At 71.7% G+C, this 24,781-nt stretch carries 23 protein-coding genes and 2 pseudogenes; 5 read left to right on the plus strand and 20 right to left on the minus strand.

Annotated features, from left to right (window positions below; all coding sequences use genetic code 11):
• Window positions 1-185: 185 nt before the first annotated feature.
• From E0E30_RS10795 to E0E30_RS10825, 7 genes are all read right to left on the minus strand, one after another.
• Window positions 186-974, minus strand: coding sequence for a DoxX family protein (locus E0E30_RS10795; protein ID WP_130866278.1), 789 nt, complete (start codon window positions 972-974; stop codon window positions 186-188).
• Window positions 975-1,126: 152 nt separating this feature from the next.
• Window positions 1,127-2,347 carry a DNA polymerase III subunit delta' gene (locus E0E30_RS10800; RefSeq protein ID WP_130866279.1) on the minus strand — a complete coding sequence of 407 codons (1,221 nt, stop codon included), beginning with the start codon at window positions 2,345-2,347 and terminating at the stop codon, window positions 1,127-1,129.
• Complete coding sequence (gene tmk, locus E0E30_RS10805) at window positions 2,344-2,997, minus strand: dTMP kinase (protein ID WP_130866280.1); 654 nt, start codon at window positions 2,995-2,997, stop codon at window positions 2,344-2,346. The genes E0E30_RS10800 and tmk overlap by 4 nt, the downstream gene beginning before the upstream one ends.
• On the minus strand, window positions 2,994-4,514 hold the full coding sequence (locus E0E30_RS10810) for a hypothetical protein (protein WP_245306578.1): 1,521 nt from the start codon (window positions 4,512-4,514) through the stop codon (window positions 2,994-2,996). The genes tmk and E0E30_RS10810 overlap by 4 nt, the downstream gene beginning before the upstream one ends.
• A complete protein-coding gene (gene topA, locus E0E30_RS10815) occupies window positions 4,511-7,285 on the minus strand; it encodes a type I DNA topoisomerase (RefSeq protein WP_130866281.1) in 2,775 nt (924 codons plus the stop codon). The genes E0E30_RS10810 and topA overlap by 4 nt, the downstream gene beginning before the upstream one ends.
• Window positions 7,286-7,548: 263 nt before the next feature.
• Window positions 7,549-7,842 (minus strand): DUF2249 domain-containing protein, encoded by a 294-nt coding sequence (locus tag E0E30_RS10820; RefSeq protein WP_130866282.1) that lies wholly within the window; start codon window positions 7,840-7,842, stop codon window positions 7,549-7,551.
• Between the two features lie 224 nt (window positions 7,843-8,066).
• A complete protein-coding gene (locus tag E0E30_RS10825; protein WP_130866283.1) occupies window positions 8,067-9,605 on the minus strand; it encodes a methyltransferase in 1,539 nt (512 codons plus the stop codon).
• A gap of 157 nt (window positions 9,606-9,762) precedes the next feature.
• On the opposite strand from E0E30_RS10825, the gene E0E30_RS10830 reads away from it, so the two are divergent.
• Window positions 9,763-12,081 (plus strand): DEAD/DEAH box helicase, encoded by a 2,319-nt coding sequence (locus E0E30_RS10830; RefSeq protein WP_130866871.1) that lies wholly within the window; start codon window positions 9,763-9,765, stop codon window positions 12,079-12,081.
• Window positions 12,082-12,146: 65 nt separating this feature from the next.
• Here E0E30_RS10830 and E0E30_RS10835 read toward each other — a convergent pair whose 3' ends face one another.
• The 8 genes and pseudogenes from E0E30_RS10835 to ssd form a co-directional block, all read right to left on the minus strand.
• Window positions 12,147-13,385 (minus strand): AAA family ATPase, encoded by a 1,239-nt coding sequence (locus E0E30_RS10835; RefSeq protein WP_245306579.1) that lies wholly within the window; start codon window positions 13,383-13,385, stop codon window positions 12,147-12,149.
• 9 nt (window positions 13,386-13,394) lie between these two features.
• The gene (locus E0E30_RS10840; protein ID WP_130866284.1) at window positions 13,395-13,769 is read right to left on the minus strand and encodes an Rv3654c family TadE-like protein; all 375 of its coding nucleotides are present in this window, start codon (window positions 13,767-13,769) and stop codon (window positions 13,395-13,397) included.
• Window positions 13,766-14,086 (minus strand): TadE family type IV pilus minor pilin, encoded by a 321-nt coding sequence (locus tag E0E30_RS10845; RefSeq protein ID WP_130866873.1) that lies wholly within the window; start codon window positions 14,084-14,086, stop codon window positions 13,766-13,768. The genes E0E30_RS10840 and E0E30_RS10845 overlap by 4 nt, the downstream gene beginning before the upstream one ends.
• A gap of 148 nt (window positions 14,087-14,234) precedes the next feature.
• Window positions 14,235-14,471, minus strand: coding sequence for a DUF4244 domain-containing protein (locus E0E30_RS13670; RefSeq protein ID WP_130866285.1), 237 nt, complete (start codon window positions 14,469-14,471; stop codon window positions 14,235-14,237).
• Window positions 14,472-14,753: 282 nt separating this feature from the next.
• The gene (locus E0E30_RS10855) at window positions 14,754-15,485 is read right to left on the minus strand and encodes a type II secretion system F family protein (protein WP_245306580.1); all 732 of its coding nucleotides are present in this window, start codon (window positions 15,483-15,485) and stop codon (window positions 14,754-14,756) included.
• A complete protein-coding gene (locus E0E30_RS10860) occupies window positions 15,482-16,264 on the minus strand; it encodes a type II secretion system F family protein (RefSeq protein WP_130866286.1) in 783 nt (260 codons plus the stop codon). Before E0E30_RS10860 ends, E0E30_RS10855 begins: the two co-directional genes overlap by 4 nt.
• Before the next feature lie 74 nt (window positions 16,265-16,338).
• A pseudogene (locus E0E30_RS10865) lies at window positions 16,339-17,451 on the minus strand (TadA family conjugal transfer-associated ATPase); the annotation flags it as partial.
• Window positions 17,452-17,491: 40 nt separating this feature from the next.
• Window positions 17,492-18,484: a septum site-determining protein Ssd gene (gene ssd, locus E0E30_RS10870; protein WP_130866287.1), complete on the minus strand. Its 993-nt coding sequence runs from the start codon at window positions 18,482-18,484 to the stop codon at window positions 17,492-17,494.
• 301 nt (window positions 18,485-18,785) lie between these two features.
• On the opposite strand from ssd, the gene E0E30_RS10875 reads away from it, so the two are divergent.
• From E0E30_RS10875 to E0E30_RS10885, 3 genes and pseudogenes are all read left to right on the plus strand, one after another.
• Complete coding sequence (locus E0E30_RS10875) at window positions 18,786-19,544, plus strand: class I SAM-dependent methyltransferase (protein WP_130866288.1); 759 nt, start codon at window positions 18,786-18,788, stop codon at window positions 19,542-19,544.
• 115 nt (window positions 19,545-19,659) lie between these two features.
• Complete coding sequence (gene nhaA, locus E0E30_RS10880; protein ID WP_130866289.1) at window positions 19,660-20,901, plus strand: Na+/H+ antiporter NhaA; 1,242 nt, start codon at window positions 19,660-19,662, stop codon at window positions 20,899-20,901.
• Between the two features lie 85 nt (window positions 20,902-20,986).
• A pseudogene (locus tag E0E30_RS10885) lies at window positions 20,987-21,486 on the plus strand (phage holin family protein); the annotation flags it as partial.
• Here E0E30_RS10885 and E0E30_RS10890 read toward each other — a convergent pair.
• Together E0E30_RS10890 and E0E30_RS10895 are read right to left on the minus strand one after the other, a co-directional pair.
• Window positions 21,476-22,096: an NUDIX hydrolase gene (locus tag E0E30_RS10890; RefSeq protein ID WP_245306581.1), complete on the minus strand. Its 621-nt coding sequence runs from the start codon at window positions 22,094-22,096 to the stop codon at window positions 21,476-21,478. The pseudogene E0E30_RS10885 and the gene E0E30_RS10890 sit on opposite strands and share 11 nt — an antisense overlap.
• Before the next feature lie 24 nt (window positions 22,097-22,120).
• Window positions 22,121-22,768, minus strand: a complete 648-nt coding sequence (locus E0E30_RS10895; RefSeq protein ID WP_130866292.1) for a TlpA family protein disulfide reductase — start codon at window positions 22,766-22,768, stop codon at window positions 22,121-22,123.
• A 179-nt stretch (window positions 22,769-22,947) separates the two neighbouring features.
• Here E0E30_RS10895 and E0E30_RS10900 point away from each other — a divergent pair, with 179 nt between their 5' ends.
• Window positions 22,948-23,649 (plus strand): Crp/Fnr family transcriptional regulator, encoded by a 702-nt coding sequence (locus tag E0E30_RS10900; RefSeq protein ID WP_130866293.1) that lies wholly within the window; start codon window positions 22,948-22,950, stop codon window positions 23,647-23,649.
• Window positions 23,650-23,683: 34 nt separating this feature from the next.
• Here the strand turns inward: E0E30_RS10900 and E0E30_RS10905 are convergent, their stop codons facing one another.
• The 3 genes from E0E30_RS10905 to E0E30_RS10915 are packed head-to-tail and all read right to left on the minus strand — an operon-like array spanning window position 23,684 to window position 24,645.
• Window positions 23,684-24,139 (minus strand): RidA family protein, encoded by a 456-nt coding sequence (locus tag E0E30_RS10905; protein WP_130866294.1) that lies wholly within the window; start codon window positions 24,137-24,139, stop codon window positions 23,684-23,686.
• Window positions 24,136-24,306 carry a DUF4177 domain-containing protein gene (locus E0E30_RS10910; protein WP_130866295.1) on the minus strand — a complete coding sequence of 57 codons (171 nt, stop codon included), beginning with the start codon at window positions 24,304-24,306 and terminating at the stop codon, window positions 24,136-24,138. The genes E0E30_RS10905 and E0E30_RS10910 overlap by 4 nt, the downstream gene beginning before the upstream one ends.
• A 45-nt stretch (window positions 24,307-24,351) precedes the next feature.
• The gene (locus E0E30_RS10915) at window positions 24,352-24,645 is read right to left on the minus strand and encodes a WhiB family transcriptional regulator (protein ID WP_130866296.1); all 294 of its coding nucleotides are present in this window, start codon (window positions 24,643-24,645) and stop codon (window positions 24,352-24,354) included.
• Between the last annotated feature and the right edge of the window lie 136 nt (window positions 24,646-24,781).

Consider the following 24,781-nt stretch of genomic DNA (forward strand, 5'->3'; position numbering starts at 1 on the left):
AGGGAGCAGAGTGCAGATTCCGGCGCCACGTGGCCGGTGGGGCGGGCGCAGCCGCGTTGTCCGGAACGACGTGCGGCCGGGGAGGTTGGAGGCACTCCAGCCAGTGGGGACAGCAGGTCGAGGGTGTTCGGGCCTGTGGACAGCAGGGTCGAGACGATCACCCCGACGCCAGCCGAGGCGCCGCGTCAGCGACGAGCGGCCCGGCGGGCGGCGCGGGCACGACGCCGGGCGGCGTCGATCCCCCACCCACCGCTGCCCACGCAGGTGAGCATGAGGCCGCACCCGGCCAGGACGAACTCGAGCTCACCCTTGAAGCCGACCGTGCGGAAGATGTTGAAGCTGCCCCACTGGATGAACACCAGGGCCAGCACGGCGATGGCGAGGATGCCGATCCCGGCGAGCCGGGTGAACCATCCGAGGAGCAGGGCGAGGGCGATGAGGCACTCGGCCACCCCGAGCACCCACACGAGGTACTGCTGGTAGGGCAGCCCGGTGGCGGTGACGATCTTGAGGGTGACGTCGCGCTGGGTGAGGTGCTGGAACCCGTGGACACCCATGACCGCGGCGAGCACCAGACGGAACAGGAGCAGTCCCAGCGACGCGAAGGCGCCGTCCGTGGTGCGTCGGGGACCGGTCTCGACGACGGGATCGGGCTCGGTGGGCGCCGCCACGGTGCCCAGGGCCCGGTCACGGTCGGCCCGCTCGCGGGCGCGACGTTCGGCCTCGCGCTGGCGACGGGCCTGCTCGTCGGCATAGGCCTGGGCGGCGGTGTCGACGAGGGGGGCGTCATGGCGTGACGCCTCGGCCGGACGGTCCTGCCCGGTCCGCCCGGGGGCCTCGTCACGGTAGACCTTCGTCAGCTCCTCGTCGCCCTCGCCGCGGTCGGTGGCCGCAGGGATGACCCTCGTCTCCTCGGCGTCCTCGGTGCCGGCGCTCTGGAGGTTGTCGGGTGTCCTCTTGACTGCTCTGCTCACGTCAGGTCCTCACAACTGCTCGATGCGACCGCACACACGGCGCTTGACCCTGCCACTGTGCCATGCCGACCGGCCTGTGGGGCGGATCAACACACCGGTGTCATTCACCTCGGTCGGGCCGGTCGGCCCGCACCCACCGTCTCCCGTCGCCCTCACCGGAGACGTTCGTCGACCCCCGCCAGCCTGATGAGCATGGCCTCCATCGCCAGCAGCGGGCTGACGTTCGTCTCGAGTGCCTCCCTGGCGGCGAGGATGGCGTCGATCCGATGGACCGTGTCGTCGGGACCACTCCCCTCGGCCACGGCGTGGATCTGCGTGGTGAGTTCGGCGTTGACGAGCCGGGGGCCGACCAGGGCGGCCTCGGTGCTGCGTGGCACGGCGCCGGTCTGGACGGCCAGGACGTCGCGGTGGAAGGTCGTCAACTCGGTGAGGACACGGTCGAGGGCGTCGCGTTGGAGCCTCTTGACCCGGGCCTTCTGCTCGCTCTCCAGATCACGCAGGGCAGCCTGCGCGTTGCGTGGGCGGGCCCCCTTGGTACCCAGCCCCAGGGCGCGCTCGAGCTCGGCACGTTCCTTCTCGTCGAGGTCGGCGGTGGCTGTCTGGGCCTCCTGGGCGGCGTCGTCGACGAGACGTTGCGCGGCCGCCAGGCAGTCGCCCAGGCTCCGCAGCCGGGTAGGCAGGTCGAGGATCGCCGCCCGACGGGACCTCGCCTCCTCGTTGCGGGCCAAGGCTCGAGCCCGACCGATGTGGCCCTGCGCGGCGCGGGCTGCTGCCCCGGCCAACTCCGGGTCGACGCCGTCCCGGTCGACGAGCAGTCGTGCGACGGCCTCGTCCCGCGGCGTGGCCAGGTGGAGGCGACGGCATCGCGACCGGATGGTGACGATGACGTCCTCGGGGGTGGGGGCGCACAGCACCCACACGGTGCGCGGGGCGGGTTCCTCGATGGCCTTGAGCAGGGCGTCGGCGCCGCGTTCGGTGACCCGGTCGGCATCCTCGACGACGACGACCTGGCGTCGGCCCCGGCTGGGACTCATGGCGGCTCGGCGCACGAGCTCGCGCACCTCGTCGACCCCGATGGAGAGGGTCTCGGTGCGCACCAGGGTGATGTCGGGGTGGGACCCGGCGAGGGCCGTCCGGCAGGCATTGCACACCCCACAACCACCGTCGTCGCACTCGAGGGCGGCGGCGAAGGCTCGCGCGGCATTGGAGCGGCCCGAGCCGGGCGGGCCGGTGAGCAACCAGGCGTGGCTCATGGCGTGCGGAGCATCCGCGACGGCCCGACGCAGCACGCGCACCGCTCGCTCCTGGCCGATGAGCTCGGCCCACACCCCGGTGAGGAGCTGGTCGTCCCGGGGCGCGTCAGCGGTCGTCATGACCCCATCCTGGCGGCCGGCGGGGACGGTTCCGGCCCGATGCCGATCATGGGGGCCAGACGCCGACGCACCGCCGCGGCGATGTCCTCGCGCGGGTCCGACGCGGACAGGACGAGGTAGCGGCCGGGGTCGCGCGAGGCGAGCTCGAGGAAGTGCTGTCGGACGCGGCGGTGGAAGTCATCGCCGGCGGCCTCGAGCCGGTCGCGGCTGGTGAGCCGCCCCGAGGTCGCCTCGACGTCGGCGTCCAGGAGCACGGTGAGGTCGGGCACCAGACCGTCGGTCGCCCACTCGGCGAGCCGACGGACCTCCTGGGGGTCGAGGACGCGACCGGCCCCCTGGTAGGCGATGGTCGAGTCGACGTAGCGGTCGCTGACGACGACCTCACCGCGCCCCAGGGCGGGCCTGACGACGTCGGCCAGGTGCTGGGCCTTGTCGGCGTTGTAGAGCAGGGCCTCGGCCTTGGGACTGATCGGCCCGGAGTCGGGGTCCAGGAGGAGCTCCCGGATCCGCGAACCCAGCCAGCTGCCCCCCGGCTCCCGGGTGAGCAGGTGTGGCACCGCCCACGCCTCGAGCCACTGGTCGAGGAACCGGGCCTGGGTCGTCTTGCCGGCCCCGTCCCCACCCTCGAGGACGACGAACAGCCCCGTCACGACTCCTCCATGACCTTGACGAGCTTGGACCTCAGCCGCGGCCACCGCTCGGTGAAGTCGGTCCGCAGATGCGCCTGGACGACGACGCGCCGCTCCGCCTCGCGTCCGGCCTCGTAGGCGGTCTGCGGGGTCATGAGCGCCACCTCGGCCGGGGTCGGGGCCTCGAGCACCGACCCGGTGCCGGCCAGGGCGTCCTGGATGCGCACGAGACGCCGTCCGGCGCGCACGGCGCGATGGCTGTCGGGGACCACCCGCGAGACGGCGACGGCGTGGGCCACGGCACGCCGGGCCCGCGCCCATCCCTGGTCGTCGGTGACCTCGAGCTGACTGCACGTCGTGAGCACCTCGGTGACCGCCTTGCGGGCCTGACGGCGCATGAGCTGGCGGGCTGGTGCTGCCGGATCGACGACGATCCGCGGGGCCCGGGCCCCCAGGACGAGGGCGTCGAGCAGCTGGTAGTAGCCCTCGGGCAGTCGGTGGACGCTCATCTCGCGTGGGTCGAGGTCGATGAGGGGTTGCAGCAGAGCATTGAGGGAGTCGACCCAGCGCGGGTCGAGCAGTCCGGCCAGGCCGTCGACGGTCTCCTCGAGGTTGCGCAACTGGGCGAGCAACCCGCCGATGGGACCGTGGCCGTCGGTGTGCACCCCGGTTCGCGGGGCCGCCGTCACCGGGTCGGAGCCGAGCCCCAGGAGCTCGTCGGAGTCGCGGACCTCGGGGACGACCCGCGGCTCACCGCGGCGGGTCGGCCCGTCACCGAAATCCATACCCTGGCTGCGCGCCGACAGGTCGGCCTCGACGATCCGGCGAAGGCAGGTCGTCAGCTCGCCACTGGCGAAGGCGTCGACGCCGGGCGACAGGCGACGCGGCGGCAGCGGGAAGTCCGAGAGGGCACCGGACCGGGCGCCCAGACGGGCCAGGACGGAGGGGTGCTCGTCGACCGGGACGCCGCCGAGGGCGAGGATCCGGCTCGTCACCCACTCCCGCTGTTCGGGGGTGGGCACGGCCCGGGGGGTGATGGTGATCTCGCGGACCCGGCTCGTCGTCACCCCGGACTGGGCGACGGTGATCCGGTCGTCACGGATGACGGCGAGGGTCCGCCCGTCGTCCTGCTCGACGGCGATCTCGGTGCGCTCGCAGGTGAGCGCGGCGACCGGACTGAGCGGGGCCCCACGCAGGAACGGCTTGACGAGGCACGCGAAGTCGATGGGCAGGTCGCCGGCGGCGTCGAGGGCCACCGAGTGGTCGACCGGTAGCCACGGCCACCACGCCGGGGCATCCATGTACCACTCCCCCAGCCCGTCGATGACCCGGTGGGCCAGGATGACCCCGGCACGCAGCAGCCTGTGGTCGGTGGAGTCGAGCAGGGTGATGTCGGAGGTGAAGGAGTAGCGGGACCCTCGAGAGACGACCCGGTCCAGGCCCAGGCCGGGGTTGGCCAGCACCGGCGGTGCGGCAGTCCAGGCGAGCTCGAAGAGCAGCGGCTGCGGGTCGTCCATCGCCGGGGTCCCCTCGCTCATCGCTTCGTGCCCGTGGAGCTGCGCGACGCCGTCCTCGCCTTGGACGCGGACGCCTTCGTGCTCGTGGTCTTCGCCGTCGAGGTGGCCCGCGTGCCCTTGGTCGAGGTCGTCGAGGACTTCCGGCGGCTCGTCGTGCGTGTCGTCCCGGTCCCCCTGGCCCGCTTCTCGGCGAGCAGCTCCTGGGCCCGTTCGGGGGTGATGGCCTCGACCGAGTCGTCCCGGCGCAGGGTCGCGTTCGTCTGGCCGTCGGTGACGTACGGTCCGAACCGACCGTCCTTGACGACGATGGGACGACCCGAGGTGGGGTCCTCCCCCAGCTCCTTGAGCGGCGGCTTGGCGGCAGCGCGACCGCGCTGCTTGGGCTGGGCGTAGAGCGCCTTGGCCTCCTCGAGGGTGATGGTGAAGATCTGCTCCTCGCTGGCCAGGGACCGCGAGTCCGTGCCCTTCTTGAGGTACGGGCCGTACCGGCCGTTCTGGGCGGTGATCTGGGCCCCGTCGTCGTCGGTTCCGACGACCCTGGGCAGGGCCAGCAGCTTGAGCGCGTCGTCGAGGCTGACGGTCTCCAGGCTCATCGACCGCAGGAGGGACGCCGTCCGCGCCTTGACCTTGCCCTTGCCCGACTTCGGGGTGTCCTCGTCGAGGACCTCGGTGACGTAGGGGCCGAACCGCCCGGTGCGGGCGACGATCGGCAGGTGTGAGGTCGGGTCGAGGCCGAGCTCACGCTCCTGGCCGTTCGGGGTGGCCAGCAGCTCGGTGGCCCGCTCGACGGTGAGCTCGTCGGGTGGCAGGTCCTCGGGGACGTTGGCGCGCGCCTCGTCGGGTCCCTCGACGTAGGTGCCGTAACGACCGACCCGCACGACGATCCCCGAGTCGTCCCCACCGACCGGGAAGGTGCTCATGGCGCGGGCGTCGATGTCCCCCAGCTCGGTGACGAGTTGGTGCAGTCCCTCATGACCGTCCGTCGGGCTCGGGGAGGCATCCTGCGACCCGCCGAAGTAGAACTGCGAGAGGACGGCGACCCGGTTGGCGTCACCCCGGGCGATCTCGTCGAGGGTTCCCTCCATGTCGGCGGTGAACTGGTAGTCGACGAGCCGGGCGAAGTGCTCCTCGAGCAGTCGGGTGACGGCGAAGGCCAGCCACGTCGGGACGAGGGCCTGACCCTTCTTGAAGACGTAGTCGCGCCCGGTGATGGTGCGGATGATCGAGGCGTAGGTCGACGGGCGTCCGATCTCGAGCTCCTCGAGCTTGGCCACGAGGCTCGGCTCGGTGTAGCGGGCCGGCGGCCGGGTGTCGTGCCCGGACGCCTCGACGCCGTGGCAGTCCAGACCCTGGCCGGTGCTCACCTGGGGCAGTCGCTTCTGGGCATCGTCGGAGGCTCCCTCGTCGACCGACTCGACGTAGGCGCGTAGGAACCCGTGGAAGGTGATGGTCCGGCCGGAGGCGGTGAAGGTGGCCGACGAGACGGCGTCCGACCCCGGTACGGCAAGGGGCGATGCGGGCTCGGCGTCGATGGTGAGGGTGAGGGTCTCGCCCTTGGCGTCGGCCATCTGGGAGGCCAGGGTGCGCATCCACACGAGCTCGTAGAGCTTGAACCGGTCGCCGGTGAGGCCGGTCTGGGCCGGGGTGCGGAAGTGGTAGCCGGCCGGACGGATGGCCTCGTGGGCCTCCTGGGCGTTCTTGACCTTCGAGGTGTAGACGCGCGGCTTGGCCGGCACGTGGTCGCGGCCGTAGAGCTCGATGGCCTGGGTGCGGGCGGCGTCGATGGCCTCCTGGGACAGCGCCACCGAGTCGGTTCGCATGTAGGTGATGAACCCGCCCTCGTAGAGTTCCTGGGCCACCGACATGGTGCGCTGGGCGGTGAAGCCGAGCTTGCGTCCGGCCTCCTGCTGCAGGGTCGTCGTGCGGAAGGGGGCGTAGGGACGCCGGGTGTACGGCTTGGCCTCGACCTGCGCGACACGGAAGGAGGCGCTCTCCAGCCCCCTGGCCAGGGTGGTGGCGGTGGCCTCGTCGAGGCAGCGCAGCGGCGTCCGGGCGCGCAGGACGCCGTGGGAGTCGTAGTCGCGCCCGGTGGCGACCCGGGTGCCGTCGAGGGAGACGAGCCTGGCGGTGAACTCCTCGGCCTTCTCACCGGGGGTCAGGGTGGCCTCGAGGTCCCAGAAGTTGGCGCTGACGAAGGCCATCCGCTCACGCTCCCGGTCGACGACCAGCCGGGTGGCCACCGACTGGACACGACCGGCCGACAACCTGGGCATGACCTTCTTCCACAGCACCGGGGAGACCTCGTAGCCGTAGAGGCGGTCGAGGATGCGACGGGTCTCCTGGGCGTCGACGAGGTCGGTGTCGAGGTCACGGGTGTTGCGGACGGCGTCGGTGATGGCCTTCTCGGTGATCTCGTTGAAGACCATCCGCTTGACCGGGACCTTCGGCTTGAGCTCGTCGAGGAGGTGCCAGGCGATGGCCTCCCCCTCGCGGTCACCATCGGTGGCCAGGTAGAGCTCGTCGGCGTCCTTGAGCAGGCCCTTGAGCTCGCGGATCGTGGCCTTCTTGTCGGAGGGGACGACGTAGATCGGCTTGAACTCGTGGTCGACGTCGACCCCGGTGCGGGCCCAGGGTTCGCCCTTGTACTTGGCGGGGACCTGGGAGGCGCTCGTCGGCAGGTCGCGGACGTGCCCCTGACTGGCCCGGACGACGTATTTCGGGCCCAGATACCCGGCGATCATCGTCGCCTTGTGGGGAGACTCGACGATGACGAGGCTCTTCGTGGGTGCCATGCCTGCCTTCTGTTCGATGTGGAGTGGGTGTCGGGGACCGACTGTACCGGCGTCCGGGGACAAGATCCCCCGACGCGGTGCAGCGAGATGATGCGCCGGGCAGGGCCAGGTTCCCATGGGCCCGTGTCTGAGCCCATGTATATACGGCCGTCCCCGGCCACGCCGAGCGGGGCCGGGGACGAAGTGTGGATGTGTCGTCGCGGGGACGGTCGGCCGGGCGTCGACGAGGACGACGAGCGCCGGGCCGGTCCGGGAGGGCGACCTCAGGCGAGGCGGGCGAGCTTGACCTTCCACTCGTCCGGACCCTCCTGGAGGTAGGAGATCTCGAGGGTCTCACCGTTGATCTGCTGGAGTTGCCCGAGCAGCGGCAGCGGGTTGTGCGGGGCGATGATGACCATCGCGGCGCCGGGCTGCACCTGGGAGAAGGCGCCGATGACCGAACCGTGGCGGATGGCGTGCGGGATGGTGCGCACGTCGAGCTCGGGAAGGGACTCGTCGTGCTCGCCGCAGGAGCAGTGGTGGGTCTGGGTGAGCGGGATCTCGTCGTGGGCGGTCATGGCCTCTCCTCGGGTCGACATGTTATTGATGAGTGACTCATCGAAAATATAGCAGGGTCATCGCCTCGTGGGGAGGTCGGATCCGTCCCGGGGGGCCGTGGGGCGGGGACTCCGGGGCGGGGCACCTGCGCGCCACCACCTCCTGTTCGCTCGCCGATCCGCCCCGGGGCCGCGGGGCGGGACTCAGGGCCAGGGACTCAGGGGGACGAATTCGGGGAACGGACTCAGGGGGCGACGAGGGTGCCCTCCCGCAGGCATCGCCTGACCAGCGGCAGGGTCTCGGCGAGGAGGGCCTCCCGGTCGACCTCGAGGATCGAGGCGACGGCGTCCACGAGGGTTCCCAGCGGGAGCTCGCCGTCGCAGGCGCCGATGACGCCGCCCGACCCGGTGCCCACCTCGACGGCACGACACAACCCGGTGCGCTGACGCAGGACGATGTGCTGGGGGTCGGCGGCGCCGGGGGCTCCGGTGGACTCGCTGAGAACGTCCCCGCGCAGGGCCCAGGGCCGGGCCAGGAGGGCGGCGTCGGGCAGGAGGGCGGCGTCGACCCCCGCGGTGTGCTGGGCGATGGCCGACCCGACGGGCTGGGCGATCTGCCAGGGCCAGCTCTCGAAGGAGAGATCGGGTTCGTCCCGGCCTGCCATCGTGAGGGTGATCCACCCCATGCAGACCCCCGTGACGCCGAGCTGGTCGAAGTAGGCGAGCCAGGCGTCGTAGCGCGGCCGCCAGCGGTCGGATCCGTCGAGGCCGGCGTCGGACAGCCAGGTCTCGATGTACTCGTGGACGTCGAGGTGCTCCCGCTCGAGGACCCACAGGTCGGCGCCGGTGCCGTCGACCCAGGAGGCGAGGCGCTCCTGCCAGGGCCGGCCGGCCAGATCGGCCCAGTTGGCGAGGACCTGGAGGGTGCCGCCGTCGGCGAGGTGGGCCGGTGCTCCTCGGACGACGGACTCGACGAGCCCGTCACCGGCAAAGGTGCCCTCCCGGTAGACGAGGCGCTCGCCGTCCGGGCTCGGCGGGCTCATGACGTAGGGCGGATTGGTGACGATGAGGTCGAACCGCTCGGGGACGGGTTCGTAGAGGGAGCCGGCCCGCAGGTCGACCCGGTTGGACACCCCGGACAGACGCAGGGAGAGGTCGGCCAGGGCCAGGGCGCGCGGGTTGAGGTCGGTGGCGACGACGTGGTCGGCGTGCCGGGCCAAGTGCAGGGACTGCACCCCGCAGCCGCAGCCCAGGTCGAGGGCGGTGTGCACCGGACTCCGGACGACCATCTGGGCCAGCGAGGTGGACGCCGGGGAGACGCCGAGGACGTGGTCGGGGCGGATCGGCGCGATCCGCTTGTCCAGGCCGACGGCCAGGTCGGAGACGACCCAACCACTGGCGCCGTCGTCCGGGGACCCGTAGGGCCGCAGGTCGACCACGGCGTGCGCGAGGTCACCGTCGACGGCGACGAGGCCGGCCCGGACCAGCAGGTCCAGCGGCAGCGGCGACAGGTCGGCGGCCGGCACGGGCTGCTGGAGCAGCCACAACCGGATGGCGGCGGCGAGCGGATCGGTGGAGTGCACCGTCGGCGTCCCCGCATCGCCCCGCCGGGTGGTCCGGGTGGCATCACGCTCGGCCAGGGCGGTCTCGGCCGCGACCGTCGTGTTGCGGGCCAGCCCGCGCTGACCCACCGCCCCGATGGCCTCGAGGACGGGATCGGTGCGATAGCCGATGTCGGTGAGGGCGTCACGCAGCTCGGCGATCTGGGTGTCGGTCAGGGTCATGGCTCCATCTTGGTGTCTCCTGCCTGGGGTCTTCCAGCGTGCCGTCCGCAGCGGGACGTCGCGACGACGTCCTCACCGCAGGTTGCGGGCGGGGTGGCACCCTTGGCACGTGGACGTGCAGAGGGTGTCATCACCGGGAGCCGCGACGATCGACGGGATGACCGCCTGCCCGGCGGCTGCCGACCTCGCCGGCAACCCACAGGTCGTCCACGTCGACCATCGCGATGCGCGTCCCGGCACCACGGCGCCGTGGCCGCAGTGGCTGCCGCAGGACTGCCGACGCCGGATCGAGGAGACCGGGATCAGCGCCCCGTGGACCCATCAGGCCCAGTTCGCCGAACTCGCCGTGGCCGGGCGTGACGCCGTGATCTGCACCTCGACGGCGTCGGGCAAGACCTTGGCCTACCTCATGCCGATCATGGCGGCCACCGCGTCAGCGGATCCGGTGCTGCCTCGGCGGCCGGCGTCCACACCGACCGATCTGGCGTCGAGCCTGGTGACCCGACGCCGCCACAGCGCCCTGTACCTGTCACCGACCAAGGCCCTGGCCCATGACCAGCTGCGGGTGTGCCGCGAGCTGGGACCGCAGGGCTGGGCGGTGTCGACCCTCGACGGCGACAGTGACGACACCGAACGTCGCTTCGCCCGGGACCACGCCGCCTATGTGCTCACGAATCCGGACATGCTGCACCGCTCGGTGCTGCCCCAGCACTCACGGTGGTCCTCGCTGTTGGGGTCGTTGCAGTACGTCGTCATCGACGAGGCCCATCGCTACCGCGGGGTCTTCGGGGCCCACGTCGCCCAAGTGCTGCGACGGTTGCGACGGCTGTGTCGGGCCCACGGAGCCGACCCGGTGTTCCTCCTGTCGAGCGCGACGTCGACGAACGCCGCCCGGGCCGGGGCCGACCTCATCGGCCTGGAGTCCCTGGCGGTCGTCGAGGAGGACCACTCCCCGCAGCCGGCCCGCGATGTCCTGTTGTGGCAACCCGCGGAGTCGGTGAGCACCGACGCCGCCGCCCTCGTGGCACGGCTCGTCGACGACGGGTTGCAGACCATCTGCTTCGTTCCGTCCCGGGCGCTGGCGGAGGTCATCGCGGTCCATGCCCAGGATCGGGTGGTCGGCGGTGGGGTCATCGCCGCCTATCGGTCCGGATACCTGCCCGAGGACCGTCGGGCGATCGAGGCCGATCTCCAGTCGGGCCGCATCCAGGCCGTCGTCGCGACGAACGCCCTCGAGCTCGGGGTGGACATCTCGGGCATGGATGCCGTCGTCATCGCCGGGTACCCCGGGAGGTTGTCGGCCCTGTGGCAGCAGGCTGGCAGGGCGGGCAGGGCAGGGCGGCCGGCGACGGTCGTGCTCCTGGCGCGCCAGGACCCGCTGGACCAGTACCTCGTGACCCACCCGGACCTCCTCTTCGACGCCGGGGTCGAGACGACCGTCCTGCACCCCGACAACCCGTGGGTCATGGGGCCTCATCTGGCCGCAGCCGCCCAGGAGGCCTATCTGTCCCCCGCCGACGAGGGGATCTACGGCCCGGCCCTGCGCACCGTCGGGAGCCTCCTCGTGCGCCAAGGAGTGCTGCGGCAACGGGGGCAGCGACTCTTCTGGACCCGCCCTGAACGGGCCGTCGACGCCATCGACCTGCGGTCCATGGGCGGGCGCGGCATCGACGTCGTCGAGAGGGTCACCGGCCGGGTCATCGGCGTCGTCGACGAGAACGCCGGTGACCGCACCGTCCACCCGGGGGCGGTGTACCTGCACCAGGGCGACCAGTGGATCGTCGACGAGTACCTGCCGGACGAGCACAGCGCCCTGGTCCATCGCGACCTGCCCGGCTACTGGACCCAACCGCAGTCGGCCTCGAGCGTGCGGATCGTCCACGAGGCGGACCGTCGGCCCTTCGGCCCCGGCTACGTGGCCACCGGCGAGGTCGAACTCACCGAGCAGGTCCTGGGCTATCTGCGTCGCGACGAACTGTCGAACGAGGTGTGGGACTCGACAGCGCTCCAGATGCCCACGCACACCATGACCACCCAGGCGTGCTGGTGGGTGGTCCCGCACGCGGTCGTCGACGGGTTGGGGCTCGACGCCGTCCACCTGGCCGGGGCGGCGCACGGGGCCGAGCACACCGCGATCGGACTGCTGCCGATGTTCGCCCCGTGCGACCGGTGGGACGTCGGCGGCGTCTCGGCCGTCCTGCTGCCCGACACCGGGGAGTGCACGATCGTCGTCCACGACGGACAGGCCGGAGGGGCCGGTTTCGCGTCGACGGGGTTCGAGCGCGCCGAACAGTGGTGGCACGCGACGGCACGACGTCTGGCCGAATGCCCGTGCGAGGCGGGTTGCCCGTCCTGCGTCGTGTCTCCCAAGTGCGGCAATGCGAACCAGATGCTCGACAAGGAGTCGGCACGCCGTCTCACGGCGGCGATGGACCCGCTGGCAGGTGTCGACGTCGTCGCAGCGCTCCGATCGTGATCGGCTGGGACGCGCGCCCGTCGTGACTCGATCGCCGGGAGGGACCCCGGCAGTGGTGGCAGGGCTCACCATCGTCGCCTCGTTCCCCAGTTCCAGCGCGGCCGGTCGAGCAGTCCGACGCCGGCGAGCTCGGTCCGCCCCAAGTCGCGCACGAGTTCGTGGTGGACGAGGCCGTCCCCGTCGGGCTCGCCGAGTGCACGGACGAGAGCGTCGTCATGGGAGACGACGAGGATCTGGGTGCGTCGGGCGGCCTGCCGGATGAGTCCGGCCAGGGCCGGGAGCACCGAAGGGTGCAGGCTCGTCTCGGGCTCGTTGAGCACGAGCAGACTCGCGGGGGCGGGCGAGCACAGCGCTGCGGCCAGGACGAGGAGACGAAGGGTTCCGTCGGAGACCTCGGTGGCGTCCAGAGGGCGCAGCAGCCCGGTCTGTCGCAGGGCGAGCCGCACGGTCCCGTCGTCGGATCCGACGACGTCGATACGCACCCCGAGCGCCTCCTCGACCGCTGCCCGGAAGGGATCGGCCCAGGACGACTCGAGCACCGTGCCGATCGCCGCCGCCAGATCACTGCCGTCGCCGGCCAGGACGACGGTCCTCGTGGCGACACACGGACGCCGCGCCGGAGCGCCCGGATCGGTGCGGATGCCCTCATGGAATCGCCAGGAGGCCATGACGTGACGCAGCCGGACGAGCTCGGGGGTCGTGCGGTGGTCGGAGAACTCCTCGATGACCGAGGACCGCGGCCCCAACGACAGGTCGAGCTCGTCCCAGGTGCCGGTGGCGTCACGAACCCGGACCTTGGACCAGCGTCGATCGACCAGCGTCGTGGCCCCGCGCAGGAGAGGTGGGACGAACACCGCCTCACGCTTGATCTCGGGGTCGCGGAAGAAGAGCGTCTCATGGGCACTGGCCTGCGGCAGCCCGACGTCGACGAGGTAGCCCAGATCCTCGGTGGCCATGCCCAGGCCGAGCATGACCGGAGCCGATCTCGCAGCGGTGCCCTCGATCGACACCTCGCCGCGCCTCATGGCCGCGCTCACGTGCTCGGGACCGGCCCACAGGACCTGCGACAGGCCACCTTCGGCCGCCAGGGAGGGCACGAGACGCCCATGGGCCACCCCGGCCAACAAACGCAACGACCGGTAGAGGTTGGACTTGCCGACGCCGTTGGCCCCGGTGACGACGGTCACCCGCCCCAGGGGCAGGACGAGGTCGTGAATGCTGCGATATCCCTTGACGGCCACCATGGTGATCACGACGAGCAGGCTACGGACGACCTCGGACAGTCCTGCCGGCACAGGTCCCATGGCTCCCCCTCAGGACGTCGGCCCGGCATCGGCCCGCGCGCTCACCCGGGTCGGTGCTCCCGGGATCGCCAGCGGCGGCGTGAGTGGAGTACTGACCGTCACCGTGACGACGAAGTCGACATCGGTCGTCTCGACCCGGCACGAGTCGACCCTCGCCCCATTGGCACCGGCGGCCGAGGCCGCGACCTCACAGGCCGAGCCCCCGGCCTGCTGGGCCCGGGCAGCGGCCAGGGCGGCGATGTCAGCGGTGCTGTCGGCCTGACGGGAGGAGGCGTACCAGCCCGAGACGACCAGGCTGAGCCACACCAGGAGGACGAAGCCCAGCCCCAGGGCGGCCAGGAGAACGCTGGCCGAGCCACGATCAGGATGCTGGAGCCGTCTCATCGGTGCTCCCCCGGTTCGAGGGGCGAGGACGCCCGCGCCTCGAGACGGACCGGACCGAGACGGCCCAGGGAGCGGCTCGTCACCACGGTGACGTCGATCCACTGGCCTCGCGTCGTGGTCGTCACGGTCGACCCGGACGGAGCCCGGCGTCGCGCCTCATCGGCGGATCGCGTGTCGCCACGGGCGAGCTGCCTGGCGACCTGGGAGGCGGTGACGCGGCAGGCGTCCTGGACGACGACCAGGCCAACCATCCAGCAGCCGAGGACGACGGCCAGGGCGCCGGTGATGAGGGACACGGCCATCTCGGCGGTGACCATGCCACGGTCGCGCGTTCGAGTTCGGGTGGACACCGGTGACCTCCTGGGGTGTTCGGGAGCGGTCGGGTCGGATGGCGTGGGCGGGAGCGGCGGCGGGGCACTCGGGCGCCCCACCGCCGGACCCGCCGCGGAGAAGTCGGTCAGCGGGTCACTTGACCATTCCGGAGACGATCGAGATGCAGTGCAGGACGAAATCGAGGAGCGCCTTGAAGAACTGGGCGTCCTTGAACACCTTGAGCAGGACGAGCGCCAGGGTGACGGCGGCGAGGATGCCGACGGCGTACTCGGCGGTCGCCATGCCACGCTGAGCGAGAAGACGGGCCTTGGACTTGGGACGGGCAGCCGGACGGGGGGTCGCGCCGACGAGGTCGAGGGAACGGCTCATGGGTCTTGCCTTTCATTCACACAGGGCCGGGAACCTCCCGGACACCTCATGCGGCGGGACGTCCGCCACACCCACAGTTCTCGGGGCGTTCGCCGAAATCCGGCACCCAATGTGAAATCTGTGGACAACGCACAAGATCACCTTTCCGAGTTGTCCACAGGTCGGTGGCGGCCGGGCAGGTTGCCTGCGACGGGACCGACGCGGAGCGAATCAGCTCGGTCCGATGAGGTCACGATGATGTCCGGGCCGTCACCGGCCCGGACATCATCGGCACCTGGCGCCTCACAGGGCCTGCATCATCGTCCCCGCGACGATCGGCACGACGCCGACGAGGAGGAACGCCGGAAGGTGGCAGACGGCCAGGGGCAGGATGGCGTCGACCCCGGCCTTGCGAGCCCGCTTCTCGGCCTCCTCGGCCGCTTCGCGGCGCAACTGTTCGGCATGGGCCGTCAACAGCTCGGCGACCCCCTCCCCGGAATCGACCGCCCGAGCGACGTCGCGGGCGGCGTCCTGCCAGCCGGGGACCGCCGCCAGGGCCCGCCACGCCTGCGCGTCCGACAGACCGGCCGCAACCCGTCCGTGCACCCCCGCCAGGTCGTCGCCACACACCCCGCCCAGGGCCGTCCCGACGTGCGACACCGCTGACCTCAGCGGGATTCCCGCATCGAGGGCGCCCGCCAGCAGCATGAGGGTGTCCGGCAGCTCGACCTGACGCCGCTCGACCACCCGACGGTGCCCCGAGGACTCCAGGCGACCGGCGGCGATGACGGTCACCGCAGCCCCGACGGCCCCGATCGGCACCGCCAGGGGCAGCGGCCATCCCGACAGCCCGACGACGGCCACGCCCACGAGCACGCCGGCGCAGGCTCGGGTCCGGATCCCGGGCGCCCCGGGAACCGGTCGGGCCCACCCCGGCAGGGTGGGCAGCGTCAACCCTCCCATGCGACCCAGAACCGGGGCAGGGACGGCCAACCACACCGCCAACCCGGCGACGAATGCCGTGACCATGCTCATGGCAGGGCCTTTCTCTGGACACGATCGGCCAGGTGCTCACTCCACAGCACACCGACGCAGGCCATGACGACGGCCGCCAACAGGCAGAGGCGCCCGGGCCACGAGCCGGTGAGGAAGTGCGCCGGTCCGGCGCCTATCGACTGGGCCAGGCCCATTCCGGCGAAGGGGAGCAGACCCATGAGCCGCCCGCTGGCTCGGGGCCCGGCCAGTTCCGCCTCGAGGGTCGCGGCCAGCCGGGCACGTCGGGCCGTCCCCTCGGCCACCGCCCGGGCCGAGGAGGCCATCGGTGCGCCGGTCATGTCGGATAGTCGCCAGGCGTGGGCCAGCGCGGCCATCGCCTCGTGCCCGGGCTGCCGGGAGGTCTCGAGCAGGGCGTCCGGGACGTCGGCGCCGACCCGCCTGGCCTGTTCGGCAGACATGAGCACCGCGGAGTCGCTCGACACCTCGGCCAGGGCCGTCGCCGGGATCTCACCGACCTGGAGCCGCCCGGAGAGCGCCCGACAGGCCTGGGCGACCGCTCGTCCGGCGGCCACCGACCGACGTCGGGCCAGGTGGTCTCCGGCGACCTTCCACACCGTCGCGGCGACGACCACCCCCATCAAGGCCCACAGCGCCCCGCTCGGACCTCCGAGGAGCAGGCCCGTCACGACCCCACCGGGAGCCAGCAGCCACCGAGCCCATCGCCGCCATCCGGAGCCCGCATGTGACTCCTCCGCCACCCGCCGACGGGGCCCGAGGAGGACCCAGATGGCCAGGGCGGCCGCCAGCGACGCGGTCATGAGGCTGCCCTCCGGGCGCGACCCGCATACGGGGTTCCCTCGCCGCCACGGCCGACGCCGTCCCCGAGGCACCCGTCGACGACGTCGTCCCCGACCAGCCCGACCAGCCGGTCGAGGCCCGGCCCCGGGCTCCCCCGCAGCTCCTCGTCCCAGCTCAGCGCCCGCTCGACGGCCGCCGACCCGTCCCGCCGCACGACGACGCCGACCTCGGCCAGACGCCGTCCACGCGGCCCTCGCACCAGGTGGAGGACGAGGTGAAGGGCAGCGGCGATCTGGGCATGGGAGGCATCCCGGCCCATGCCGCCCAGCGCCGCCAGGGCCTCCAGCCGTGCCGGTACCTCCTCGACGCCATTGGCGTGGACCGTGCCGCATCCGCCCTCGTGGCCGGTGTTGAGCGCCATGAGGAGGTCACGCAGCTCAGCCCCACGCACCTCACCCAGGACGACCCGGTCCGGCCTCATCCGCAGGGACTGGCGCACCAGATCGGTGAGGCTCACCTGGCCACGCCCCTCGGCATTGGGTGCCCGCGCCTCGAGGCTCACCACGTGCGGATGGTCCGGGGCCAGCTCCCGCGAGTCCTCGACGACGACGATCCGCTCGTGAGCCGGCACGCGGCCCAGCAGCGTCGTGAGCAGGGTCGTCTTGCCGGTGCCCGTTCCCCCGCTGACGAGGAAGGCGAGCCGCCGGGTGACGACCTTCTCCAACAGTTCTGCCACCGCCGGGGTCAAGGATCCCCGGGCCACCCAGTCGTCCAGGGTGAGACGGCGTCGTGAGGGCACTCGCAGCGACAGGCAGGTGCCCGGTGCGGCCAGGACGTCGAGGACGGCATGGACCCGCGTGCCATCGGCCAACCGCGCGTCCACCCACGGAGAGCCGTCGTCGAGACGCCGCCCCACCCCGGCGGCCAGCCGTACCGCCAGGGACCGTAGCTCGGCCGGCCCGGAGAACCGCACCTCGGTGCGCTCCAGGCCCCGCCCCCGGTCGATGTAGACCTGGTCAGGACCGTTGACGATGACGTCGGTGACCCCCTCGATGCCGAGCAGGGGCTCCAGCCGCCCCGCTCCCGAACTCGTCCGACGCAACTCCTCGACGACGGCCAGCACCGAGGAGTCCGAGGCGACCAGGCCGATGTCGATGAGTGCGCCGGCGACGTCCATCGGGGTCCACTCCCGACCGAGGGCCGCCATCCGGGAGCGCACGAGCTCCACCTGTCCCGACGCCACGAGCTCAGCCACGTCCCATCACCACCTCGACGACCTCGCGACAGGCCCGCAACCACGACCTGGAGGCCATGACCCATGGCGCCTCCCCCTGGTCGAGGCTGCGAGGCAATCGGTCGTCCTGGGGGACGACGAGGAGCGGCTCGCGGCCGAGCACCGCCCCGGCGTCGCCGCTGGACATCCGACGCCCCGGCCCCCGCCGCAGGAGCACCTGTCCGGCCCCGCCCGACCGGTTCCGCGCCGCCAGCAGCCCGCGCAGGTCGGCCCCGACGAGGTCGAACCGCCGGTCGACGGCCAACCCCATGAGGTCGGCGTCGCCCAGTGATCCCCGGTCGAGCACGAGCAGGTCGAGGTCGCTGACGAGGGACTCGACGACCGACCCCCGTGCCCGTGCGCCGACCGTGCAGTCCTGACGCCCGGCAGAGACGAGATGGACCCCGTCGATGGACGGCAGGTGGGTGCGCAGGTCCCCGACGGTGCCGCGGGCCGAGGCCAGCTGCGGCCATCGCCATCCATCGACCCGTTCGGCACCGACGAGGAGGTCGAGCCCTCCGCCTCCCGGGTCGAGCTCGACGAGGGCGCACGACCATCCCGCGTCGACGGCGCTGAAGGCCACTCCTGCCGCCATGGTCGAGGCACCCAGTCCACCGCTGGCCTGTCCCAGGAGGAGGACGACACCGCGACCGGAACGGCGTACGCCCTCGCGGAGCAACTCGGCCAGGGTGGAGCTGGCCGACGGCACGACGACGACGCTGGCCCGCAGGACCGCCGACCATCGGACGACCTCCTGGGCGTCCTGGCCGACCAGGTGGACCCCGCCACGGTCGGGCAGGCTCCACGAGGCGACCTGGGCGGCCAGGTCCTCGCCGATGAGCAGGGGCCCGTCGGTGTCCCGCCAAGCGGCGTCGACGGCGGACCGATCGGCCAGGACCGTGAGGTCGACCCCGACGCTGGCGCCCACTGATCCGACGACCTCGACGAGGCGATCGTCCTGGCTCACCAGGGGCACGCTCAATGGCCCGTCCGGTTGCCGGGCGGGCCATTGAGCGTGCCCCTGGTGAGCCAGGGCGATCGCCTCGTCGAGGTCGTCGGATCAGTGGGCGCCAGCGNAGCCGTGCCGATCCGCACTCGCCCGCTGGCGGGAGGGGCGGGCGAGTGCGGATCGGCACGGCTGGGGTGGTTCATGGATTCTCACACCCACAGTTATCGGGGCGAACCGGAGAATCCGGCACCCGGATGCGAACCTGTGGACGGCGTCGTCCAGCCCCCTGTGGACAACTCTTCTCCCTAGACTGTGTGCCATGCCGTCCCCCGCCACGCCCCGATTCCCCGCCGGGTCGCTCGAGTGGCTCTGCGGCGAGCGCCTGGGCCCCGACGCCAGGATTCTCACCGTGGCCGCCCCCGTCTCGTTGTGCCGCACCCTGGCCGCCCATGGCGCCCGGGTCATGGCCGTCCACCCCGACCTCGGCGTCGCAGCCGTGAGCAACCGGATCCCCGGCGTCACCGGTGTGTGCGCGATGGCGGACTCCCTCCCCCTCGACGGGGCCAGGTTCGACGCGGCCCTCGTCCACCAGCACTTCCACCGGCTGGCCCCCGGGCTCGTCCTGCCCGAGCTCGCCCGCATCCTTCGGCCCGACGGCTGTCTGGGGATCTCGTGGCTGGTCCGTGACGACTCGATCCCCTGGGTGCGTCGGCTGGCGACCCTCCTGCGCACCGTCGATCCGTCCGCGATGACCGGTGACTACGGCACCGAGGCCATCACCGCGGTCGAGGAGTCGGCGTACTTCCCCTCCCTCGAGTCGCGTTCGCACCGGCTGTGGGTCCCGGTGACCAAGGCCGCCCTCGTCGAGATGGCCATGTCGCGTCCCGCCGTCCAGGCCCTCGATGAGGCGGCCCGGGCCGGACTCCAGGCCCAGGTCGAGCGTCTGCACGACGACTCCTGCGGCCCCGGAGGGCTCCGGCTGCCCTATGAGCTGGCCTGCTGGCGGGCCTGGGTCGACCACGACGAGCTCACCCAGCCCATCGAGGTGGACCGGCACGGCCTGGTCATCCGCATCTAGGCGCGTTCACCATCCGGGACGTCCGTCCGCAAGGTGGTCAGGCCCATTAGCATCACCCGTGGTGTGCCGGGAAGTCTGGTCGGCGATGAAGAACTCCTACCCCTGGAGGTGACGCATGGCCGTACGACGTCGTGGAACCCTGTTCCGCCCTGTCTCGGGCCCTGATGCCCTGCACCTGTCCGACATCCTGCGCAACGAGACGACCGGCGGCCTGCTCATGCTGGCAGCCACCGTCGCCGCTCTGCTGTGGGCCAACATCTCGTACCACTCCTACGAAGCGGTGCGGTCCACCACCCTCGGCCCGCTCACCATCGAGGCCTGGGCGGCCGACGGCCTGCTCACCGTGTTCTTCTTCATCGCCGGGCTCGAACTCAAGCGTGAGTTCGTCGAGGGATCCCTGTCGCGTCCGGCCGACGCCATGTTGCCCATCGTCGCGGCCCTGTCGGGGATGCTCTTCCCGGCCGGCATCTACGCCCTCATCAACATCACGGTCGCCGGCGGACACCCGGCCGGCTGGGCCGTGCCCATGGCCACCGACATCGCCTTCGCCCTGGCCGTCCTGGCCATCGTCGGGGCGGGTCTGCCGCAGGCCGTCCGCGCCTTCCTGCTCACCCTGGCCATCGCCGACGACCTCGGTTCGATCATCGTCATCGCCGTCTTCTTCGCCCACGGACTGCAGATCTGGTGGTTCGCCGGAGCCCTCGCCTGCCTGGGGCTGTGGTGGCTCATGCAACGGTCCCGCAAGGTCGAGAACGGCTGGTTCTACGTGCCGCTGTTCCTCCTGGGCTGGTGGTGCATGCTCCACTCCGGGGTGCACGCCACCATCGCCGGAGTCGGGTTCGGACTGCTCACCCGCACCAACGCCGACGAACTCAACGACCCCATCGACCGCTGGCAGGCCCGCGTCGAGCCGTGGTCGGCCGGACTCATCGTCCCCGTCTTCGCGCTTATGAGCGCCGGCGTCAAGGTGACCGGCGAGGCCTTCAAGGCGCTGTGGACCAATCCGGTGCCACTGGGCATCATCTGTGGCCTCGTCATCGGCAAGACGGTCGGCATCACGCTCGGGTCCTGGCTCACCGCCCGCTTCACCTCCGCCGAGCTGGGCCGCGGCGTCGTCTGGCGTGACATCATCGCGGTGGCCTGTCTGGCCGGCATCGGATTCACGGTGTCGATGCTCATGACCGACCTGTCCTTCCCCCGCAGCCACATGTACGCCGACGAGGCCAAGGCGGCCGTGCTCGCCGGGTCGGCGATCGCCGCCCTCGTCGGCGGCGCCCTCGTGCGGCACCGTGGACGTCAACACCAGCGGTGGGACGCCCCCCACCCCGACGATCCGCCCGTCGCCGCCGGCGCATGAGGGGCAAATACCCCACCTGGGCGTCGCGGCGCAGTCCTTTCCCACTAGGCTGACGTCGACCGACATCCACGACTCGGAGGCTTCCATGGCAGACAAGCGCCAGGTCAGCGACTTCATCGCAACCCTCAAGACGGACGGCCCGTCTCTGGTCAAGGACAACATCGCCCTTGTCAAGGCCGAGATCAAGCCGGCCGTCAAGCACGCCGGCATCGGCGGCGGGATGTTCGGCGGCGCCGGGTACTTCGCCATCGTCGGCGTCAACATGCTGTGGCTGTGCGCGGCGTTCGCCTTCACCCTCATGTGGCACGCCGCCGTCTCGAGCGTTCTCGTGGCGCTCGTCCTCGGGTTCGCGACCGACGGCGTCGTCATGCTCGTCATCGCGGGCATCCTGGCCCTCGTCGGCAAGGGACAGATCTCCAAGGTGCAGCCGCCCAAGGAGTCCGTCGCCGAGGCAAAGAAGACGGTGGCCACCCTCAAGTCCTCCTTCGCCCGGGGCAAGTCGAACGCCCTGACGCAGGCTCGGGCCGAGGCCCCGCGGCGCCTGCAGGGCTGACGCCGAACCCCGCTGCCCGACTCAGCTCACCGGCCGACCGAGGTAGTCCGAGGGGATCTCGACGACCCGCTCGACGTCCCAGGGACGCTCCCATCCGCCCAGTCTCAGGACGGCGTCGAGCACGTGGGCGGTAAATCCCCAGACGAAGAGGTCGGGCAGGCAGAAGGCCGGCCCGAGCCCACCGCGCGGGAAGCGTGCACGGGCCCGCACCGCCGGGTTGGCCAGCTCGCCGACGCCCACCCGCCGGATCTGGGCCACCTCGGCCGGGTCGGCGATCCGCAACCCCTCGCCGCCGTCCCAGGTACCGACGACGGCGGTGACCTCGGCCTGGCTGACGATGACGTGGAAGGAGGGCAGCTGGCCGAGGACATGGACCCGCTGCGGGGCGATCCCCACCTCCTCCTCGGTCTCACGGAGGGCCGTGGCGACGATGTCGGCGTCCTCCTCCTCGGCCCGGCCTCCGGGCAGGGCGACCTGTCCGGCATGGAATCTCAGGGTCGCCGGTCGACGGGTGAGGACGATGTCGGGCCGGTCGGCGTCCGACAGGAGGACGAGGACACCGGAGGGACGTCCCCGGGGCGGCTGCGGGGCCTCGTCGGCCCGGTCGGCCAGGGACTGCTCGAGGCGTGCGAACCTGCTCACTGCGATCTCCTCCTGACTCGGGTCCTACCGCCCCAGGGCGGCGTCGACGGCCCGACGCAGTTCCTGGGCGGAGGTCCAGGCCCCGTCCCGACGCGCGACGACGACACCGTCGGCGTCGACGACGAGGGTGACCGGCATGCCGGCGACCCCCCAGGCAGTGCGACTGGTCCGGTCGGGGTCCTGGAGCTGGGGGAAGGTCCACCCGGCGGCACGGGCGAAGTCGACACCATCGGTGGCGGCGTGTTCCCCGTAGTCGACGCCGATGACGTCGACCCGACCCGAGCGTGCCAGGGCGGCCATCATCGGCGCCTCGGCCCGGCACGGTCCGCACCAGCTCGCCCACATCGTCACGACATGGGGGGTGCCGGTGAGCACCGAGGAGGTCGAGACGACGCGGTCGCCGCCGAGGCATGACAGGGTGAGCGCGGGCAGCCTGCGGCCGATACGACCCACCCCGCCGACCTCGTCGGTCCCCTTCGGGGCTGACGACGAGCTCGTCGACGGCCAGGCCGAACAGTCCGGGATCCCCGATGCCGCCCGCGCCGAGACTGCCGCTGAATCGACCGCCGTCCCGCTCTGGCACCCGGCGACGAGGGTCGCCAGGAGGACGACCGCGATCCACCGGCGACACCCCGCCGGCACACGGCATGGGGGGTGCGGCAGGGACGGCATGGGCCCAGCATAGGGCGCGCGACGGGGGCGGCTGTGGGCTCCGATGTGACAACTGCCACAATGGTCGTCAACGATCGACGATCCGGGCCGGATCGTCGACGCCGTGCACGGGGTGGCCGCCGAGCCGACCCCGTGCTCGAGGAGCGAGCGACCGACAGACCGGTCACGGAAGGATATCGATGACGAGCGTCGTGACGACGGCTGCGACCCAGCCGTTCTTCTCCGCTCTTGGCCCCAGTTCAGCGGCCAGGCTCATGGCCATGTGCGAAGCCATGGTGTGCGCCCGCGGGACGGTGCTCTTCGAGGCAAGCGAACCCGCCAAGGACCTCTACCTCGTCGTCGAGGGCAAGGCGAAGCTCACCCGCCCAACGGTCGACGCGTCGACCGACCACCGCGAGTCGCTGCTGTGGATCATGGGCCCCGGTGACATGTTCGGGGAGCTCTCACTGGTTGACGGCGGCACCCGTTCGACGACGGCCACGACGCTCACCCGGGCCAGCCTGCTACGGGTGCACGGCGCCGACCTGCAGGCGCTCGTCGAGAGCCGGCACGACGTCGCCCTGGCCCTGCTGGGGCGCATGTCCGAACGACTGCGTCGATCCGACGACAACACCGCTCACTTCGTCACCGGCGATGTGCCGAGCCGGTTGGCGTACATCCTGCTCGACCTGGCACAACGCTTCGGGACCGTGAGCCCGACAACGGGACATCTCGTGGTGCGCCACGACCTCACCCAGAACGAGCTGGCTCAAGCGGTGGGTTCGTCCCGGGAGACGGTCAACAAGGCGCTCACCGACTTCACGAACCGGGGCTGGATCACCGCTCGCCCCAAGGTCGTGACGATCCTCAACCGCGAACGGTTGGCTGCCCGGGCCGGGTGACCGGCTGTCCCTCGTGCATGTGTGCCTGGCCGGCTCAGGCCTCGACGGTGAGTTCGACCTCGACCGGCGAGCCCAGCGGCAGGCTCGCGACGCCGACCGCGCTGCGGGCGTGACGTCCGGCGTCCCCGAAGATCTCACCGAGGAGTTCGGAGGCCCCGTTCGCGACCTTCGGCTGGTCGGTGAACTCGGCCGTGCTGTTGACGAAGACGACGACCTTGACGATCCGTCGGATGGCATCGACCCCGCCTGCGACGTCGGCCGCCGCCGCCAGGGCGTTGAGAGCGGCGACCCGCGCCTGGGCGGCGCCGTCCTCGAGGCTCACCTGCGCACCGAGACGCCCGACCAGGGGCAGCGCCCCGTCGACGAACGGGAGCTGGCCCGAGGTGACGATGGTGTCACCCGAGCGGACCGCGGGGACGTAGGCGGCCACCGGCTTGGCGACCGGGGGCAGGGCGAGGTCGAGTTCGGCGAGGCGATCGCAGATGCTCATCGCTCCCCCTCGGCGGGCAGAGGACGCTTGAAGTAGCCGACGAGGCTCTCCGGATTCGGTCCGGGGACGATCTGGACGAGTTCCCACCCGTCGGCCCCGAAGTTGTTGAGGATCTGCTGCGATGCGTGCACGAGGATCGGTGCTGTGAAGTACTCCCAACGAGTCATGGGCTCACCCTAACCCGCTGACGGTTGCGGTCGACGCCTCACCGATCAGTCGGTGCGCGAACCTGCCGGGGTACGGATCTCGGCCTCGAGGACCTCTCTCCAGTTGGTGACGTCGGGACGGTCGCGCAGCAGCTTGCGGCGCTCGCGCTCGGTCATGCCGCCCCACACGCCCCACTCAATCCTGTTGTCGAGCGCCTCGGCGAGGCACCGTGCCTGCACCGGGCAGTCGGCGCAGATCCGTCGCGCCCTTCGCTGCTCCTTGCCGTCGGGGAAAAGAGCATCAGCCATTCCGCGACAGTTCGCGAGAAGGGTCCAGTCATCAGCCTCACCGCCTGTCACAGCCCGTACACTACCGCTTCCCACGTTGGGACGACAATACTTGTCAGAGGCTGGACGCTGGACTCGTCAGGGGCTGGACCACCGTCCGCCCGACCCTCCCGGGCCGCGGCCGGGACCTCGTCGACGGCCACCCGAA

The organism is Acidipropionibacterium timonense (assembly GCF_900605005.1).
Lineage (GTDB): Bacteria > Actinomycetota > Actinomycetes > Propionibacteriales > Propionibacteriaceae > Cutibacterium > Cutibacterium timonense.